Source organism: Priestia sp. TGN 0903 (assembly GCF_050846855.1).
GTDB lineage: Bacteria > Bacillota > Bacilli > Bacillales > Bacillaceae_H > Priestia > Priestia zanthoxyli.
This window is the reverse complement of the sequence record NZ_JBOZGL010000018.1, coordinates 1-16,352: the sequence shown is the minus strand read 5'-3', so window position 1 is coordinate 16,352 and position 16,352 is coordinate 1. Positions and strand designations below refer to the sequence as shown.

General features: G+C 34.0%; 15 protein-coding genes and 1 pseudogene. 5 read left to right on the top strand and 11 right to left on the bottom strand.

Features of this window, described 5'->3' with window-relative positions; genetic code table 11:
- Window positions 1-270: 270 nt before the first annotated feature.
- Complete coding sequence (locus tag ACRPLY_RS25970) at window positions 271-1,161, bottom strand: NAD-dependent epimerase/dehydratase family protein (protein ID WP_432232176.1); 891 nt, start codon at window positions 1,159-1,161, stop codon at window positions 271-273.
- A 215-nt stretch (window positions 1,162-1,376) separates the two neighbouring features.
- Here ACRPLY_RS25970 and ACRPLY_RS25965 point away from each other — a divergent pair, with 215 nt between their 5' ends.
- From ACRPLY_RS25965 to ACRPLY_RS25950, 4 genes are all read left to right on the top strand, one after another.
- Window positions 1,377-2,600, top strand: a complete 1,224-nt coding sequence (locus tag ACRPLY_RS25965; RefSeq protein ID WP_432232175.1) for a glycosyltransferase family 4 protein — start codon at window positions 1,377-1,379, stop codon at window positions 2,598-2,600.
- Between the two features lie 114 nt (window positions 2,601-2,714).
- Complete coding sequence (locus ACRPLY_RS25960) at window positions 2,715-3,632, top strand: NAD-dependent epimerase/dehydratase family protein (RefSeq protein ID WP_432232174.1); 918 nt, start codon at window positions 2,715-2,717, stop codon at window positions 3,630-3,632.
- 137 nt (window positions 3,633-3,769) lie between these two features.
- Complete coding sequence (locus tag ACRPLY_RS25955) at window positions 3,770-4,393, top strand: DUF1796 family putative cysteine peptidase (RefSeq protein ID WP_432232173.1); 624 nt, start codon at window positions 3,770-3,772, stop codon at window positions 4,391-4,393.
- A 307-nt stretch (window positions 4,394-4,700) separates the two neighbouring features.
- Entirely contained in the window at window positions 4,701-4,889 is a 189-nt protein-coding gene (locus ACRPLY_RS25950; RefSeq protein WP_099000273.1) for an SPOR domain-containing protein, read from the top strand.
- 204 nt (window positions 4,890-5,093) lie between these two features.
- On the opposite strand, the gene ACRPLY_RS25945 is transcribed toward ACRPLY_RS25950, so the two are convergent.
- From ACRPLY_RS25945 to ACRPLY_RS25920, 6 genes are all read right to left on the bottom strand, one after another.
- Window positions 5,094-5,918, bottom strand: a complete 825-nt coding sequence (locus tag ACRPLY_RS25945) for a dTDP-4-dehydrorhamnose reductase family protein (RefSeq protein WP_154992539.1) — start codon at window positions 5,916-5,918, stop codon at window positions 5,094-5,096.
- A complete protein-coding gene (locus tag ACRPLY_RS25940) occupies window positions 5,919-6,905 on the bottom strand; it encodes a polysaccharide biosynthesis protein (protein ID WP_098627429.1) in 987 nt (328 codons plus the stop codon).
- Window positions 6,898-7,989: a non-hydrolyzing UDP-N-acetylglucosamine 2-epimerase gene (wecB, locus tag ACRPLY_RS25935; RefSeq protein ID WP_098627428.1), complete on the bottom strand. Its 1,092-nt coding sequence runs from the start codon at window positions 7,987-7,989 to the stop codon at window positions 6,898-6,900. The genes ACRPLY_RS25940 and wecB overlap by 8 nt, the downstream gene beginning before the upstream one ends.
- Window positions 7,990-8,392: 403 nt before the next feature.
- Window positions 8,393-9,043, bottom strand: a complete 651-nt coding sequence (locus ACRPLY_RS25930) for a DUF1796 family putative cysteine peptidase (protein WP_306460856.1) — start codon at window positions 9,041-9,043, stop codon at window positions 8,393-8,395.
- 185 nt (window positions 9,044-9,228) lie between these two features.
- Window positions 9,229-9,909, bottom strand: coding sequence for a DUF1796 family putative cysteine peptidase (locus ACRPLY_RS25925; protein WP_042992647.1), 681 nt, complete (start codon window positions 9,907-9,909; stop codon window positions 9,229-9,231).
- Between the two features lie 212 nt (window positions 9,910-10,121).
- Window positions 10,122-11,369: a S8 family peptidase gene (locus ACRPLY_RS25920; protein ID WP_224980812.1), complete on the bottom strand. Its 1,248-nt coding sequence runs from the start codon at window positions 11,367-11,369 to the stop codon at window positions 10,122-10,124.
- 555 nt (window positions 11,370-11,924) lie between these two features.
- Between ACRPLY_RS25920 and hepT the strand changes: the two are divergent.
- Window positions 11,925-12,328 (top strand): annotated as a pseudogene (hepT, locus tag ACRPLY_RS25915) (type VII toxin-antitoxin system HepT family RNase toxin).
- Between the two features lie 152 nt (window positions 12,329-12,480).
- On the opposite strand, the gene ACRPLY_RS25910 reads toward hepT, so the two are convergent.
- The 4 genes from ACRPLY_RS25910 to ACRPLY_RS25895 all read right to left on the bottom strand — a co-directional run bounded on the left by ACRPLY_RS25910 (window position 12,481) and on the right by ACRPLY_RS25895 (window position 15,309).
- Window positions 12,481-12,669, bottom strand: a complete 189-nt coding sequence (locus ACRPLY_RS25910) for a hypothetical protein (protein ID WP_014462141.1) — start codon at window positions 12,667-12,669, stop codon at window positions 12,481-12,483.
- Window positions 12,670-12,877: 208 nt separating this feature from the next.
- The gene (locus ACRPLY_RS25905) at window positions 12,878-13,120 is read right to left on the bottom strand and encodes a hypothetical protein (protein WP_342837712.1); all 243 of its coding nucleotides are present in this window, start codon (window positions 13,118-13,120) and stop codon (window positions 12,878-12,880) included.
- Between the two features lie 72 nt (window positions 13,121-13,192).
- Window positions 13,193-13,474 (bottom strand): hypothetical protein, encoded by a 282-nt coding sequence (locus ACRPLY_RS25900; RefSeq protein ID WP_014462143.1) that lies wholly within the window; start codon window positions 13,472-13,474, stop codon window positions 13,193-13,195.
- Window positions 13,475-13,968: 494 nt separating this feature from the next.
- A complete protein-coding gene (locus ACRPLY_RS25895; RefSeq protein WP_049166408.1) occupies window positions 13,969-15,309 on the bottom strand; it encodes an FAD-binding oxidoreductase in 1,341 nt (446 codons plus the stop codon).
- Window positions 15,310-16,352: the final 1,043 nt, after the last annotated feature.

Sequence of the window (16,352 nt, the reverse complement as noted above, 5' to 3'; positions counted from 1 at the left end):
CCCTCCGAAAAAAAATTTCATAGCATAAGTGAAACGTAGTCTAAATTATGACTTTTGTAGGTGGATAAAAGGTGGAGATGATAGTTCTAAGTTCATTAATGAAATCACACTCTTGATTAGAATATGCATAAACCTTCTTAAGTGACATGCTTTCGCAGAAACTTCATTCATATAAAAAACCTAATTTTATAAGAGAATTGCTATTTCTACGCACCTAAACTCTGATTTTCCATAAAGGTGAATAGGTAATTATAATGACAGAAAGAATCTCTAACGATAAAAGTCAATAATGTCCCGGATAGAAGATTCTAATGTCGTAGTTGGTTGCCAACCCAAGTCAGTTAGTGCTGTAGGGTCTGAAGTAACAAAATTATTTAAAGGACTTTTATCATCCACTTTCACTTGAAATTTAATAGGAGTTATCTTTTTGAAAATATTTATAATATCTTGTAAAGAATTACTTTTTCCAGAAGAGACATTGTATGAACGTCCATTTTCTCCTTTTCTGAGCAGAAAATCATAAGCTCTAACAGCATCTCGTACGTCTAAGAAGTCAAAACGATTATTTAAGTTACTCACCCTCAGATACTTTTCCCCCTCTTCTTTCTCCATAGCTATAATTTTTTTAGCGAAAATGGAACAAACTCCTTTAGAGAAGCCAGGACCTATAAGATTTGATGGTTTAGCGACAACAACATTCATATTGTATTGATTTGACCAAAATTGCGAAATGAGGGTTTGAATGGTCTTACTCAGACCATAGGGGTGATTAAACGTGGCTGGAACCGTTGGATCAAACTGAAGAGCAGAACCTACAATAACAGCTTTACAAGAAGGCATCTCTTTTCTAAGAGCATCAAGTAAGTATGCTGTAGCCATTGCATTTACTTCTAGAGATTGAATGGGATTATCCCAGGATAATCCCACAGCGTTTTGACCTGCCAAATGAAGGAGGTAGTCCGGCTTGGTTATTGAAATTAACTCCTTTACCGACTCATTATTAGATAGATTGCATGTTCTGCGTTTAATTTGCTTATTAGAAAATGAATTCATGTTTGTGATAGCTATGACGTCAAACTCTAATCTTGAAAAATAATCACATGCGTGAAGTCCAGTAAATCCACTAGCACCGGTAATTAGTAACGTAGGTTTCTTATCCAATCACGACACCCCACTCTAAATAATAATCTAATAAATAAAACTTATTATAGATGTATGCTTAAAAAGCTAAATATTTCATCTAATGCTCAACAAGACACGATCCTAAAACATAGAGTGAAAATACAGGCAGAGGTCTATAGCATTAACAAATTCCATGAATACCTATATAGAGAGACTTTTAGAACGTGAATGCTACGGGAAGAGGAGAGAACATAATGAAAATACTGCTTGCTACATTCTGGGAAGTTCCCCATGTAGGTGGAGTTTGGAATTATATGCAGCAATTAAAGCAAGAGCTTGAAGGGTTGGGTCATGAAGTAGATTTACTTGGACATGGACTTGGAAATAAATCAGTTCATATTGTTAATAAAAATATAGAGGTAATTAAAGATGAACTATTATTAGTAGAAGAATTGGAACAACATGAGAAAAATACTCCTATTCTATATAAAGATCCAGTAGTGAAATTTTATGAAAAAGAACGTATTGGTTATACAAGAGGTGTTTCTCGTTTAAATATCAACCAATATGATTTAATTCACACACAAGACGTTGTAGCAACTGCGTGTATTCGTTCCTTAAAGAGTGTAAAAACGCCGGTGGTAGCAACTATACATGGTTGTGTTGCTCACGAGTTAAATCGCTACATCAAAGACATTCTGAAGGCTCCTACAGCTGATATAGCTACTAAATATTTTAATGAACTTGAACATACAGGTGCTATGGCTGCTGATTGTACTATAGTTGCAAATCATTGGTTAAAGGAAATTTTAATTCAGGAATTTAGGGTTAATGAGCATCAACTTAAAGTGTTTCATTACGGATATGATATAGATTCTTTTTTAAAGCGAATGCAAACACCGTCTAATGTTCATCCACCAGTTGGTCAACAAGTAATTATTTATACAGGGAGATTAGCTGAAATTAAAGGTATTCATCATCTATTAGAGGCTCTCAGTGAACTCAAAAAAATTAAGAAAGGCTGGGTCTGCTGGATCGTTGGAGATGGAGATCAAAAAGCTGAGTTGAAGGCTCAGAGTAGAGCGCTCGGTTTAGGTAAGAGGGTTTTATTTTTAGGTAATAGAAACGATGTGCCTTCTTTACTCTCTCTTGCTAACATTTTTGTTTTGCCAAGTCTTATAGAGAATCAACCTTTATCAGTTATTGAAGCTCAGATTGCTAAAAAACCAGTAATAGTAAGTGACGCAGGGGGATTACCCGAAATGGTTCAGCATGGATCTACAGGTTTAATTTTCCCGGCAGGTAATGCCACATCGTTATGTGAAAACCTTTATAATTTGCTAATAGATCCAGCATATAGAGGCATGTTAGGAGCCAATGCACAAGAATGGGCTTTAAAACATTGGGATCAGAAAGATGCAGTTCAAAAAGTTCTAGATGTTTATAAAGAGGTGCTTTCACATAAGAGTGAAATGTAAATATATCGAAAAGGAAGCTAAATGTCTTTTTTGGAAATGATTGGGTAGGTAGCTTATACAGGAGCCCTATAGGTGACATATACTATTAAAACTTTAAAGAGGAGAGAATAGTATATGAAGGCTGTAGTAACTGGTGGGGCGGGATTTATTGGTTCCCATCTTGTAGAAGAGCTCATTAGACAAGGCTTTAATGTCCACATAATTGATAACTTAATTTCTGGAAAGTATGATAATATACACCCTTTTGCTACTTTTCATATAGAAGATATATGTAGTGATCAAGCCAAACAAATCATTCTAGATGAAAAGCCTGACGTAGTCTTTCACTTAGCTGCTCAGGCAGATGTTTCACGATCTATCCAATCGCCTCAATATGACGCAGATGTGAACATAAAAGGAACTATAAATTTGCTGGAAGCCTGTAGAGATGCTTCGGTAGGTAAGTTTATATTTGCCTCTACTTCAGCTGTATATGGAAATCTACAAAAGGACTTAATTACTGAACAAGATGCAACTGTGCCAGCTTCTTATTACGGTCTGTCGAAACTAGCTGCTGAATCGTATATACGTCTATTTCATTATTTGTATAATTTACCATATACAATTCTTCGATACGGAAATGTATATGGACCACGGCAAACGCCAAAAGGAGAAGGCGGAGTAGTAGCAGTTTTTTTAGAAAGGTTGAGTAAAGGGCTTTCCTTTAATATTCATGGTGATGGGGAACAGACACGTGATTTTATATATGTAAAAGATATTGTTCAAGCTAATATTGCAGCAATTAAAAAAGGGAACCAAGAGGTTGTTCACGCCAGTACTACAAAGAAAACTTCAGTGAACGATTTATTAAAAAACCTTGAGTATATTCATGGTTCTAATATTGATGTTGTTTATACAGAAGGGAGACCTGGGGATATCAAACATAGTTGTCTCGACAGTGAGAAAGCACAAAAGCTATTAGAATGGTCTTCAAGAGTATCTGTTTTAGAGGGGTTAAAGGAAACATATACTTTCTCTAGAAAAAAAGCTTAGTATTTAAGCTTTTCTACATTTCTTAACTAGTTGTCTATTTTATTAACTATATGCTCATTAGCCCTAACATTTTAGGATAGGCCTGCATTTAATATTGTATAGCCTTGTACAATAAGACCCTTTAAGGAGCAACCCATATGAAACTAGAAGATTTAAAAGGGACATATAGCGCCATTTTTAGTTTAGGCGATTTATGTTTGACATCTCTTCAACTGAGAGACAATAACTTAAGAAACTTTGCGGGGATTTTAGATTGGGTATCCTCACCGGATTTGAAAAAGGTAAACATGCTTTTGAAAAATCAGTTTGCTGACTTTTTAAACCCGGATAATTTAAGGATAATCCAGTACGTATCTGATTGGGATTTATTAGTGTGGGATGAAATTTATAATATAGGGTTTAACCACGATTTTAAGACTGATAAAAATACACTTTCTCACTTAGGAGGATACGGGGAGGTTAAAGAGAAGTACGATAGAAGAATTCACCGGTTTTTAGAGAATTTATCTACTGGCCAGCGTATTCTGTTTATTAGAACCGAAGCTAATCGTGAAGAAGCTGCAGAGCTTGAGAGCATTTTATCTACTATGATTGAAAGTGACTTTAGCATTCTAATTATTAATCATACGGATGTGAATGATTTAGTTGAAAAAGAATGGTCGCTAAATAAAGTTTGTGCTATTGAATTACCCAATCGAGATAAATGGAACGCAAATAATCATTATTGGAAAAGGATACTTGATGGTGTTTCCCTTTTATAAGTACGTTAGCTTTCCCTTTAATGTATTTATAAAAGGTTATGTTTTTCAAATGACATCTTTAGGAGATTTGAATGGGAAGAAAACCTCCACCATACTTACTTGGTGTATGTACTCACTTGCCTCTTGAAGCTTATTTAATATTTTCTATACATATAATCTCTATACAATACTAATGGACAAGTTGTATTAATTGAAATGGATACAGTGCAAAAAACTTTTCCTTGCGAAGGTTAAGGTGCTTTTCGAGGTGCCTATATAAAAGTCAATGTTAAAAACTAATTTGTTAACCGGATAAGGAGGAAAAGGTATGGATAATAAACAAATAGAGTTGAAACAAGGATACGATATAACTGGAAAGCAACGTTATCGAATTATCACAGGAGCATTTATTGATAAGATTATAGCAGAACAAGTTGCAAAGGAAATAAAAGAACGCTATGGTCTTACTGTATACGTGATACCTGAGCACGTTGAAAAAGCTGAGTCTAATCTCTAATGTAACTTTATTTTCATTTTACTATAAATTAGAATAAGAATAGACAGCTAAGCTATTTTTATAGAAATAGTCTAGCTGTCTATTCTTATTCTTGTAGAAGTATACAATGAATTTTATTATCTGTTTATCATAAGCTAGTATGAGAGAAATCATTTTTAGTGTTTCCCATCTTATCATGTTTTTCTTACATATGGTGAGTACTAGTTATTTTGACATCCACTCTTTTAGCTCCATTAACATCTGCTGGTAACTAGGAGTTGGATAACAAAGATCTGTCCGAGTACTAATAATAGTACGATCTAATATTACATCCTCATCAGGAATAATTTTGACATCATCTTTTTTAAAGATATCTTTAATCAATTCTAGTAATGCAAACTTTGATATTTTCTTCGGTGAGTGCAAATGATATAGTCCGGAAGTATTATTTTCTAAGAAGAAATTAATTGCTTTAGCTAATTCTAACGTTGTTACTCCATTCCACAGTGCCTTTTTATACCCTTTAATTGAGCCCTTTTGTGTCATAAACCATAGGAATAAACCAATGCCATCCTTCTTTAACTCGGGTCCTATTATAGAAGTGCGGATTGTTAAATGTTTTTCGTCAATAATTTCACCTAGCTGTTTAGACTGAGCATATACAGAGGTACCGTCTGGAACATCGTTTTCTGTATAATCTCCTTTTTTTCCTGAAAACACACAATCTGTACTAATATGAATTAATTTTCCTTGATGCCGTTCAACAAATTTAGCTAACTGATGTGGAAGTAGGCTATTTACTTGAAAAGCATGCATTGGATTATGGCTAGCGTGTTCATTTAAAATTCCAATACAGTTAATAAGGACGTCTGGCTTAATAGATTCTATGGTCTCCTCAACATGTTTAAAGTTAGTTACGTCCAAGTAAATAGCATCTTTATCTTTCGGGTCTCTTGATGTACAGAAAACATCGTGATTTGTATGCTGTATAAAATATTTAGTAATTACATGCCCTGCCATTCCTTTTCCACCAAGAATTAGTACTTTCATTTAGATAAACCCGCCTTTCAGCAACATCTCTCTAATTTCCTCTTTACTAATCACTTGTTTACTTGAATCATATTTTTCTAAGTTTACTTGAGCATAGTTTGAATAATATTCTTTTAAGCCTTTAATATAAATTGGAGGTAGAATCACATAATACTCATCATCATAAGTAACAGTTGTTGCGCTTTCATATTCGGATAACAGAAGCTCGTGAATTTTTTCTCCAGGTCTTATACCTAATATTTCAATTTCAATCTTGTCTTTTCCAGAAGCTTCTATTAGTACATTTGCTAAGTCAATAATTCGACAAGTAGGCATTTTCATGACGAATATTTCCCCACCTAGACTTTCAAATGTGGCTTTAAAAACCAGCTTTATCGCATCCTCTAATGTTAAAAAGAAACGAGTCATACCAGGGTCAGTAATACCGATTTTCCCTTTTTCTTGAATTTGTTTCTTGAATACATGAATAACGCTTCCGTTAGTTCCTAGAACGTTTCCTCCACGTATACAAACAAATTTAGTTTTAGTATTTAATGTGTTAGCGTGAATGATTAATCTTTCCCCCATTGCTTTTGATAAACCGTAAAAATTAGCTGGATTTGACGCTTTATCAGTGGAAATATAAACTACTCTATCTACATCACAGCTTATTGCTGCGTCTATTACATTTTGAGTACCATGTACGTTGGTTTTTAAGGCTTCAATTGGTTGATCTTCACATACCGGAACATGTTTTAAAGCAGCTAAGTGAAAAATATAATTGACGCCTTGACATGCTTCAATTAGCGCTTCTCTTTCTTTAATGTCTCCAATAATAAAATTCAATTTAGGATGGTTATCAAATTCTTGTTTCATGGTAAATTGATTTGATTCATTCCTCGAAAAAATACGTATTTCTTTAGGGTTATGTGTTAGTAGTTGCTTAACAAGTTCATATCCCCAAGAACCTGTGCCACCTGTTACTAAAATTGTCTTATTATTAAACACCTTTCATTCCTCCTAGTACAACTTTAATTACCTTGTCTGAAACATTTACATCACCATATCCTTCAGGGTAAGACCAATTTTTTAATTGGTTCACCATTACATGAACACAAGTCAAGATTTGGTTAGCATCTATGCCTGACAGCATGTTACTTCCACATTGAATGGTTTCTGGTCTTTCAGTTGTTTTACGAATAGTTACCGTAGGAACATAAAACAAACAGCATTCTTCTTGAACTGTTCCGCTGTCTGTTAAGACACAAAAAGCATTTTTTTCTAAATTTACGAAATCGAAAAAACCAAAAGGCTCATGAAATTCTACTAACGGATGGACTTCTAGCAGTGAAATATTTTCTATTCGAGATTTAGTACGAGGATGAATACTACATATTATTCTCTTTTGGTAAAACTCAGCTACCATATTGATGCCTTTCATGATTTCCAACAGTCGATCTTCATGATCTACATTTTCCGCACGATGGGCTGTAACCAGAAAGTAGTCATTTTCTTTTAAGGACAGTTTCTCAAGAATGCTGCTTTTTTTTATAGCAGGTTCATAATGTTTTAAAACTTCGTTAATTGGATTTCCAGAAGTAATAATACGATTTGAGGGGATACCTTCTTTAATTAAATTTTCTTTACTTTGAGGAGTATAGGGTAGATTGAAGCTTGAGATTGCATCGATAATCCGGCGGTTTTTTTCTTCTGGCACTTCTAAATCAAAACAACGGTTTCCAGCCTCCATATGAATGACTGATATACCCATTCTTTCTGCTAGAATTGCGCTTAAACCACTATTAGTATCGCCTAATATTAAAACTTTGTCCGGCTTTTCTTTTAAAAATAGCTGTTCGAGCTCTTTATACATCTTCGATAACTGTTCACCTAATGAGAGCTGCTGATTAGCCAATATATAGTCTGGTTTGCGTATGTTTAACTCTTGAAAAAATACCTCACTTAATGAAGGAGTGAAATTTTGTCCTGTATGCACTAAAACGTGCTGTGAAGCATACTCATCTAACTTTTTAATAATGAGGCTTAAACGTATAATTTCGGGCCTTGTACCCAAAATAGTCATAACTTTCATTCTTTACACACCCTATTCACCTTATTTATAAGCATAATTACCCTCTCCTAATTCGCATTCGGCCCCTTATTTATTAAAATATGCTTTTCCTTTTTTCTTGCTATAGGCTAATCTATTAATCTTCCCAATAAAAAGTGATAAGTCTAAAATAATAAGCCCTCCTCTTTAAATTAATAAGAATGATGACTGCTTTTTTGTGGTTCAATGTTTAAATCTTTCTCTGTAAGTTCTCTTCTAGTGGCTAAAATCTTATATTTTAGGCCGTCAAGTACGAATATTTAAAGAGTAAATACAGGGGGTTGAAAATCAGAAAAGACCTTGCTTCCTTTTTAAAAAGAAACAAGGTCTTTGGTGCTTAATTTTATTCTTATTACATAAAATTGTATGAAAATAGTTGTGGGAATTACGCCCAAAAATTAGTTATACTTAATCCACTCAGTACATAGTCCCAAACAGCTTCATCATTTGGGTTGTCTAGAGGTACTTGAACTGAACAAATTCCATCAATTGTCCAGTTCATATCTATTACGCCTTTTAATCCGTCTAAAGGTTGAAGTAGTAGTATATTAAATGGACCGTTTACTAATTCTGATAATGTGGTTTTTAATTCTATCGCTTCTTCTGGAGTAGCTGCTCCCCATCTAATAAATAAAACAGAAGGGCTATTCTCAATTTTTTCGAAAAATCTCGTGATACGTTGATTAAGCTTCTCTTTATAAGAAGGATACATTACAGTCCAGTCTACATTTGGAATAATAGGAAAATCATGAACAGAAATAATATTATAATGCATATCGTGAATAAAGTGAGCATTAACCGGTTCTGTTCCACCTTCTTCAGGGAAAATTGCGACTCCGTCATCAAGAAAATGAGCATATCCATCAGTTCGCTGCAGGTTTTCAAGGTCCATAAATCCACTAAATCTGTTTTGTAACAACCTACTGACATCAGCAATTGAATTAGATATCATCCAGTCTAGAGGGAATGAAAACCTTCTCCAATTGTGTCTTCTTAAATTAAGGGAGGGACCACACCAACTACCTAGCCCTAGCATTAAGTCATAAGATCCTTTAATATCCTGTAAATTCAATATAATCATCCCTTTTTATTTAGCAATTCTATTATAGTAAATGCTAAACCTTGTACATTTGATTGGACAAAGTAACTATATATTTATAAGAAAGTCTTAGTTAAAAAGACACTGGGACTGAATGGGAGAGATTTCCATGTGGCGCCCATCTAGTGACGTAGTAATATTCCATCTAGAACATAGTCCCAAGTCGAAACATTATTTGGATCGTGTGGTACATTGACCATACATACATTATTAATTTCCCAGTCAACTTCGGTAGGAGTCTGTATACCGTCTACGGGATTAAGGATAAGTATTCTAATCTGCGCTTTTGTAAGAGAGGATAAGATTTTTTGTAATTCAGTTGCTTCCTCATATTTAGCTCCCCACCTTATAAACAAAATTGATTTACTGCTCATCATCTTTTTCATAAACCTGTTAACTCTGTAATCAAGGTTTTTTTTGAATTTTGGATACATATCGGTCCAATCTTTATTAGGCACTATAGCAAAATCATGAGCTGAGAAGATATTGTAATAAGTGTCCTGTATAATATAAGATTTAGTTGATTTATATAGATTTTGATGAGGGAATCTAAGCATTTTATCATTAAAATATACATAATCTCCGCTGTCATCTACTAAACTCATATTCTCAATCTGCATAAATCCATTAAACTTATTCTGAAGTAGTCTATTTACATCTGAAAGATACGGAGAATAGCTCCAGTCAAGTGGACTTGAGGTAAAACTTCTCAAATTTAATCGATTCAGTTGTAGTGCAGGATTACAAGCACTACCTAAGCTAATGATTAAATCATATTGCCCTTTAACATCCTGTAAATTCACATTAATTCTCCTATTATTTAAATTTTTATATACACATATTTGATTGGTAGATTTACTTAGAAGACATACATGTACATGGTTATTCAGTAAGTTGCTCTTATAATATAAAAAGCACTGATAATCGGGGTTTCAGCGCTTTTTATACCCTTTATAGACCTGTGTTAAATAAAATTGTTAACACCCGCAATAGATGAATTCTTTAAAGTTTAATGCTAGCGAACTGCTCGATTTGCATTAATTCTTCCATAAGTCCAGTATAATCCTGTACCTGGTACTACATCGCACGTGGATTGAATAGTATTTCTAATTTGGAGATTGGTTTTTCCCTGAGCTGCTAGCAAGGCTGCAAGTCCTGAAACATGAGGGGCAGCCATAGAAGTACCGCTTAGATATGCGTAATAGCTGCCTATATAAGTAGACAAAATTGTTGAACCTGGAGCAGCAACATCTACCCAAGTGCCAAAATTGGAAAAATCAGATTTTTGATCATTGCTATCTGTAGAGGCCACAGCGATTACATTTTGATAAGCAGCTGGGTATGTTGGGGTACTAGAAGCTTCGTTTCCGGCTGCAGCTATAACTACTACTCCTTGGCTCCAAGCGTAATTCACGGCATTCTCTAAAGTGATTGAACTTTGAGTTGAACCTAGGCTCAAATTAATAACTTTTGCTCCTGCATTTGTTGAATAGGTAATTGCATTTGCAATGTTACTCAATAGACCATTTCCACTGTTGTCAAGAGCACGAACGGGTATTATTGATGCTGACGGAGCCATTCCTGCAATGCCTAAACCATTCTCTGTAAGGGCTGCAGCTATGCCTGCTACGTGAGTTCCGTGTCCATTACCGTCGTTAGGAACTAGATTTCCATCTACAAAATTATAGCCAGGCCAAAGCTTAATAGATAGTTCAGGGTGATTTAACTGAATTCCCGTGTCTACAATAGCAATTTTTATATTTCCATTACTAGTAGTAACATCCCAAGCATCTGGGGCTTGTACCTTCTGAGGACCATATTGATAAGGAAAAAAGGGGTCATTCGGGGTATATGAAGCTTTAAATGTATAATCTGGTTCTGCGTATTCTACTTCAGTTAATTCACTATAGCGTTTAATTAAGTCATTAATCTTTTTTTTAGAATGTAAGACCTGAAAATCAAGATCTTTGTTGTGATATATCAGTGTACATTTATTCTTACGATGAATATTTACTTGTTTTTCAAAGCACACATTCTTTTTGAACTTTACAATGATTTGGCTTGAGTTCTGAAAATCATCAGCTGTAAATTCCTTAGTACTAGCGTTGATACGGCGCTTAAATAGTGGTGATGCCTTTTTTATTGGAATGGTTTTTAGGTTTTTGACTGATTGTTGTTTTAAAATCTTAATAATATATTTCACTGCATAAAACAACAGGATAACAACAGAAACTGATAAAGTAGTAGTTAATAAATGAAGCATTTGTTCCCTCCTAGAAATCGCACTCTTTATAGAGTATTCACGATGCATTAAAAGGGCTTGGACAGAGTCTTTATTTAAACAAATAATTGTGTATTTTAAGAGAGTTATTAAAAGTGAAAAGTTATCCTATCTGTCATATTACTAATTTATCTTTAGATAATGAGTGTTATGTTTCGCTTTAAAGCACCAAATTTGTAATTAGAAAGAAAGCCACTAGTATATCTAGTGGCTTAGTCTTTAAAAATCGCTAAATTCTTCGAGGTCATCGTCATCTAAAGGTCCAGAAACGTGTTCTAAATCTGCAATTTTGCCTTCTTTAATGCCCTGATTTCCTACAGGTTGTTCTACGTCATTTTGTGTATGAGAAAAGCCATTAGCCAAAATTATACGACAGGCATTGTTATTTATTCAGATGATGACACGCTGCGTATGAATGAGCAAATGATGGCTTTAAAGGTGTGTGCAAAGGTGTACTGCAGAAAGTAGATGAGACTGGGAGTATTTATTTAAAATGATATCATTTTAAATAAAATAAATGTGATTGAAACATGCAATATGTCCTACACGTATACCAGCAAAATTTCCAAAACTTACTGGATTATACGAAACAGGACTCTATTATTTTAAATATACAACGCGCTTGCCAAGCTTTTATTGATTTAGCGATGCACATTGTAGCTGAAGAACGTTTGGGTTTTCCCAAAACGAGCAGAGAAGCTTTTGACATGTAGGAGTCTCAATCTATTATTACAAGCGAGATTGTTTATAGAATGAAAGCTATGGTAGGTTTCAAAAATATTGCTGTTCACGATTATCAAGCCATTAATCAAGATATTCTTCAGCAAATTTTGGACAAACATTTAAGTGATTTTACTACCTATACAAAGCAAATTCTTTATTATGGGCTTTGGAAAGGCATTGGTAAATATAAGGTGTGTAGAAACTTACATATTATGTAATTAAGTTTGTGTTAGAACCTTTAGGCCTACAATCTTCGTTTTTGTTCTAAATGAATAGTTATATCTCTTAAAGTTGTATCTAATATATATTTAGACAGTAGGGAAGCATACTTTCAAGCTTCCCTACTAAATGCTTGTCCTAATTTAAATAATTAAGCTGTTTGCAGACCTTGGATTTCTTCAGCGTCTAAAACAATCACTCCTGCTGAAGTAGCGAAATAAGCTAAAGATCTTGCCTCATCGAAGCTTGAAAAAATAACGTTATTAATTTGAGTACCGCTTAAAAGTACACTTGCAATCGGTGTGCCAGGATCAAGAATTCTCAAAACCTCTGGAATCATACGCGGTGTCCCCCCTTGCTATACCAAATTAAATACAGATCATATGAATCTATATTTAATTTATTATATGTAAGTTTTAAGCAAAGGCTTGTACTATTTAATCATTTTCATTTAATCTTTTTTTGTGATTGAAAATAAGGACTTTAAGAGGGAATTGTTATATGAAATCTCTTTTAAGCCCTTACATATAATGGAGTTTTCATACTAGCTAAAACTTCATACCGCCATCTATTACAATTATCCTTGAAGAAATTATCTCAGTGTTTGTAAATCCCATTCCTACGTTATAAGCATGAGTAGCTATTTTAGAATTAAGGTTCTTACTGGCTGTTTCTGCTGGGGGATTAATACTTACACTTCTTTTCTTCTTTTTTTGTGGGAAGGACTTGTCTACATAATACATACCATTTTTAAAATTATACTTCATATAATATGTTTGTATTTTAATCACCTTTTCTATACCCCTTATATTTTAGAGGGATTTTGCGAGATATTATTAGAATGGTTTTTTCTTCACTTCTCTTCAAAACTGAACTTTTTTTACTTTAGCATTTTTATTTCTTCTTCCACATTCTTTAACAATTACACCGTCTTGGTTCGCATTTTGTCCCCCATGTTTAGCAACCTGACCGCCCTGATTAGCATTTTGACTGTGGTTACCACTAATCTGTCCTCCAGTTTCTGCATGGTTATAAATATAAATGCTAATATAGGTGCAGTTTTTTTCTCTTTTTTTCTTTTTGTTTTTTGAGCTGCAATTAGATTTTTTATTATGATGAGAATTATTCCTTTCTATTTCGATCACCTCTTTTCTGATAAGTTAGGGAGAAGACGTGAGTAAATTCACTTTTACTCATTAATAGTGTATTCATAGGTAGACAAGCTGCAATATGAAAAAGCCTATATTTGGTAAAAAGAGCCTTTCATATTAGGTCTAGTGGCTGTTGTGATACGAGAGTAAGTACATTTAAATGTACAAGGGGTGTTTTTATTGTTAAAAGATCTAATTGGATGAACATTTCCTTCCTAAGGAAACTACGACTTCTAAAACAGCCTGTTATAAAAGCCAAGGGGGTTTAGGGGTTATATGTAATAGTAAAGCTCTTTTTCATATATTTGGATAAATTTTTTAAGGTGAAAGATTTTTAGGTGTGATATACAGGCCATTGTATTGAAGAGATTTCTATACTATATAGGGTTTAAATATAGAAAGAACTATTGCTGCTTTTTTCCGTCAATAGTTCTTTCTATATTAAATATTCAGCTGTATAGGTTGAGGCTTGATTGAATTTTGAGTAATTAACAAGATGGTGGGATGCTTTGAGGGAAATGAAATAAATTTTCAGGATCATATTTAGCCTTTATTTCTCGAAGTCTTGCGAAGTTTGACCCATAATATGCTTTTCCGAACTTTTCAATATTTTGGTCTGGAACATTAACATAGGACCCTTTTACATATGGTTTCATTAGCTGACGTACTTTTTCAACTGATGCAAGATTGGAAGCTTCTTGGGATTTATTTTCCCAACTAGATGTCCATTCTGTATAAAACAATGGACGGCGCCAAAAGAAGGCTGTTTCATTACTTGGTACTCTGCTTAGAGCACCACCCCAATTTATAAAAAAGAAATTGGCTTCTGTACCAGTAGCTTCTTCTAAAAACTTTTTCATAAATGAAATAGGCTCTTCGGACCACAGATCAAGTCCCCAAGCCGATGAAAATTTAACACTCTGATCGGATCTGCCAGGGATTGGTTCGTCAGGGTCTAAGAAATCTATAGCATCTGGATAGGACAATGTTTCTATAACTGTTTGTGTTGGGGTTCCAGCATTTAGTAAAGGCTTTAACAATTTAGTCAGTTCTTTTTTTGAACCTAAGAAAATCCCTTCTGCATGACACAAACCATTTACTTTGCTGTAAATCTCAAGTATGCACCCTAATCGTTCGTCTACAAATGGTGCCCATTCTTGCCAAGTTTTAAATACTGTTTCTAATTGATCCCATGGCCAAATAATATTGAAGACGGTTGCAGTTTTAGGGGCACGGTGAACTTTAAACGTGTATTCGGTATTATATCCAAAGTTCCCACCGCCACCACCTCTAGAAGCCCAAAATAAGTCCTTATTGCAAGATTGGTCTGCTTGAAGAATATGGCCTTTGGCATCTACTGTTTCCAGGGCAAGAAGGTTATCGCTTATAAGGCCAATTGATCGTGAGACTACTCCAAATCCTCCTCCCATCGTAATTCCTCCAATTCCAACAGTGGGGCTATCTCCAAACGGAGCCATAAAGCCTTCTCGAGCTAGCATCTTTACAAGTGGACCCACGTGAATTCCTGTTTGAACCGTTGCAATCTCACTTTTTTTATCAAGGCAAACTCTATTCATGTCACTTACATCAATAACAATTCCGCCATTTACTACTGAAAGGTTCTTATCTAAAGCATGGCGTCCGCTTCTGACACGTAAAGGTACTTTATTTTCCTGAGCCCATTTAATAGCATTACTGACATCGTAAGAATTTTGTGCAAAAACAAAGACAAGAGGATAGACATCAACATAAGGGTTCCAGTTCTTAATCGCTTGTTGATAGCCAGGATCTCCCTTAAAGATGACTCGTCCTGTTAACGGTGTTGACATGTATTTCACTCCCAATAAAGGTTAGATTTCTAATATTAGTATATGTGAAAATAGGACAAACTCTTGGGTGAGTTATCTAGTAACTAAAAAATATATGCCAAGGTTGTTAAAGGTATTGTTTGTAATAAATATGTTTTAGAAAAGAAATTTTTATTATTAGAAAGGTTATGGATTAAGAAAAAAAAGAGGTTGCACCTATTTAGACATGATAAAAATTATTGAACTGAATGATTCTAATTTCTTTGAATGAATTACGTTAATTGAAGATTATGCGATTTAAGGAATTATACTAAGTTTATTTCTATCTGCGTCAATATATTAAGTTAGAAAAATTTCTATGATATTGGACGAGCGTACAAGCTTGTCCTTAGGTTTATACATATAATAAGTAAATGAATATTGAAAAGAGGGACAAAAATGATGCCAAGATGTATACCTGATGTTCCACGTTGTATGCCTAAGATACCGCATTGTCTACCTAAAGTGCCAAACTGTATGCCTAAGATACCAAACTGTGTACCTGACGTTCCAAATTGTGTACCTAATATACCTTGTACTTCTAAAGACTAATCGTTTTTATTTTTTATAGAATAGAGCAATAGTTAATTTAAAGCAAAAAGATTAATCTTTTTGCTTTTTTCTTGTTTCAACATATATTCTGAAGGGTATGGTACTTTAATTAAGTCTCGTTTAAGCTATGGAACACTATTTCATCAAATCTCTTATTTTGGGTTGAGTTATAAATTTTACAACTGAAATATAATCGTTACCAATTCAGGTAGGAGATCAAAATACAACTAAAATAAAAAACTATTGATTTTTAAAAATAAGTGAGTTATAATAGTAAAGCGTCGTTAAGAGAGAAAGCGTTGATAACGATTTTTAAAAAAGTTATTGACATTTGTTTAATGGATTGTTATGATATTAAAGTCGCTTAAGGGCGGCGCTTGAACTTTGAAAACTGAGCAAAGCGACAAACGTCAACGTTAATTTTTATTTTTTAAATGAGCAAGTCAAACATTTCTTCGGAGAGTTTGATCCTG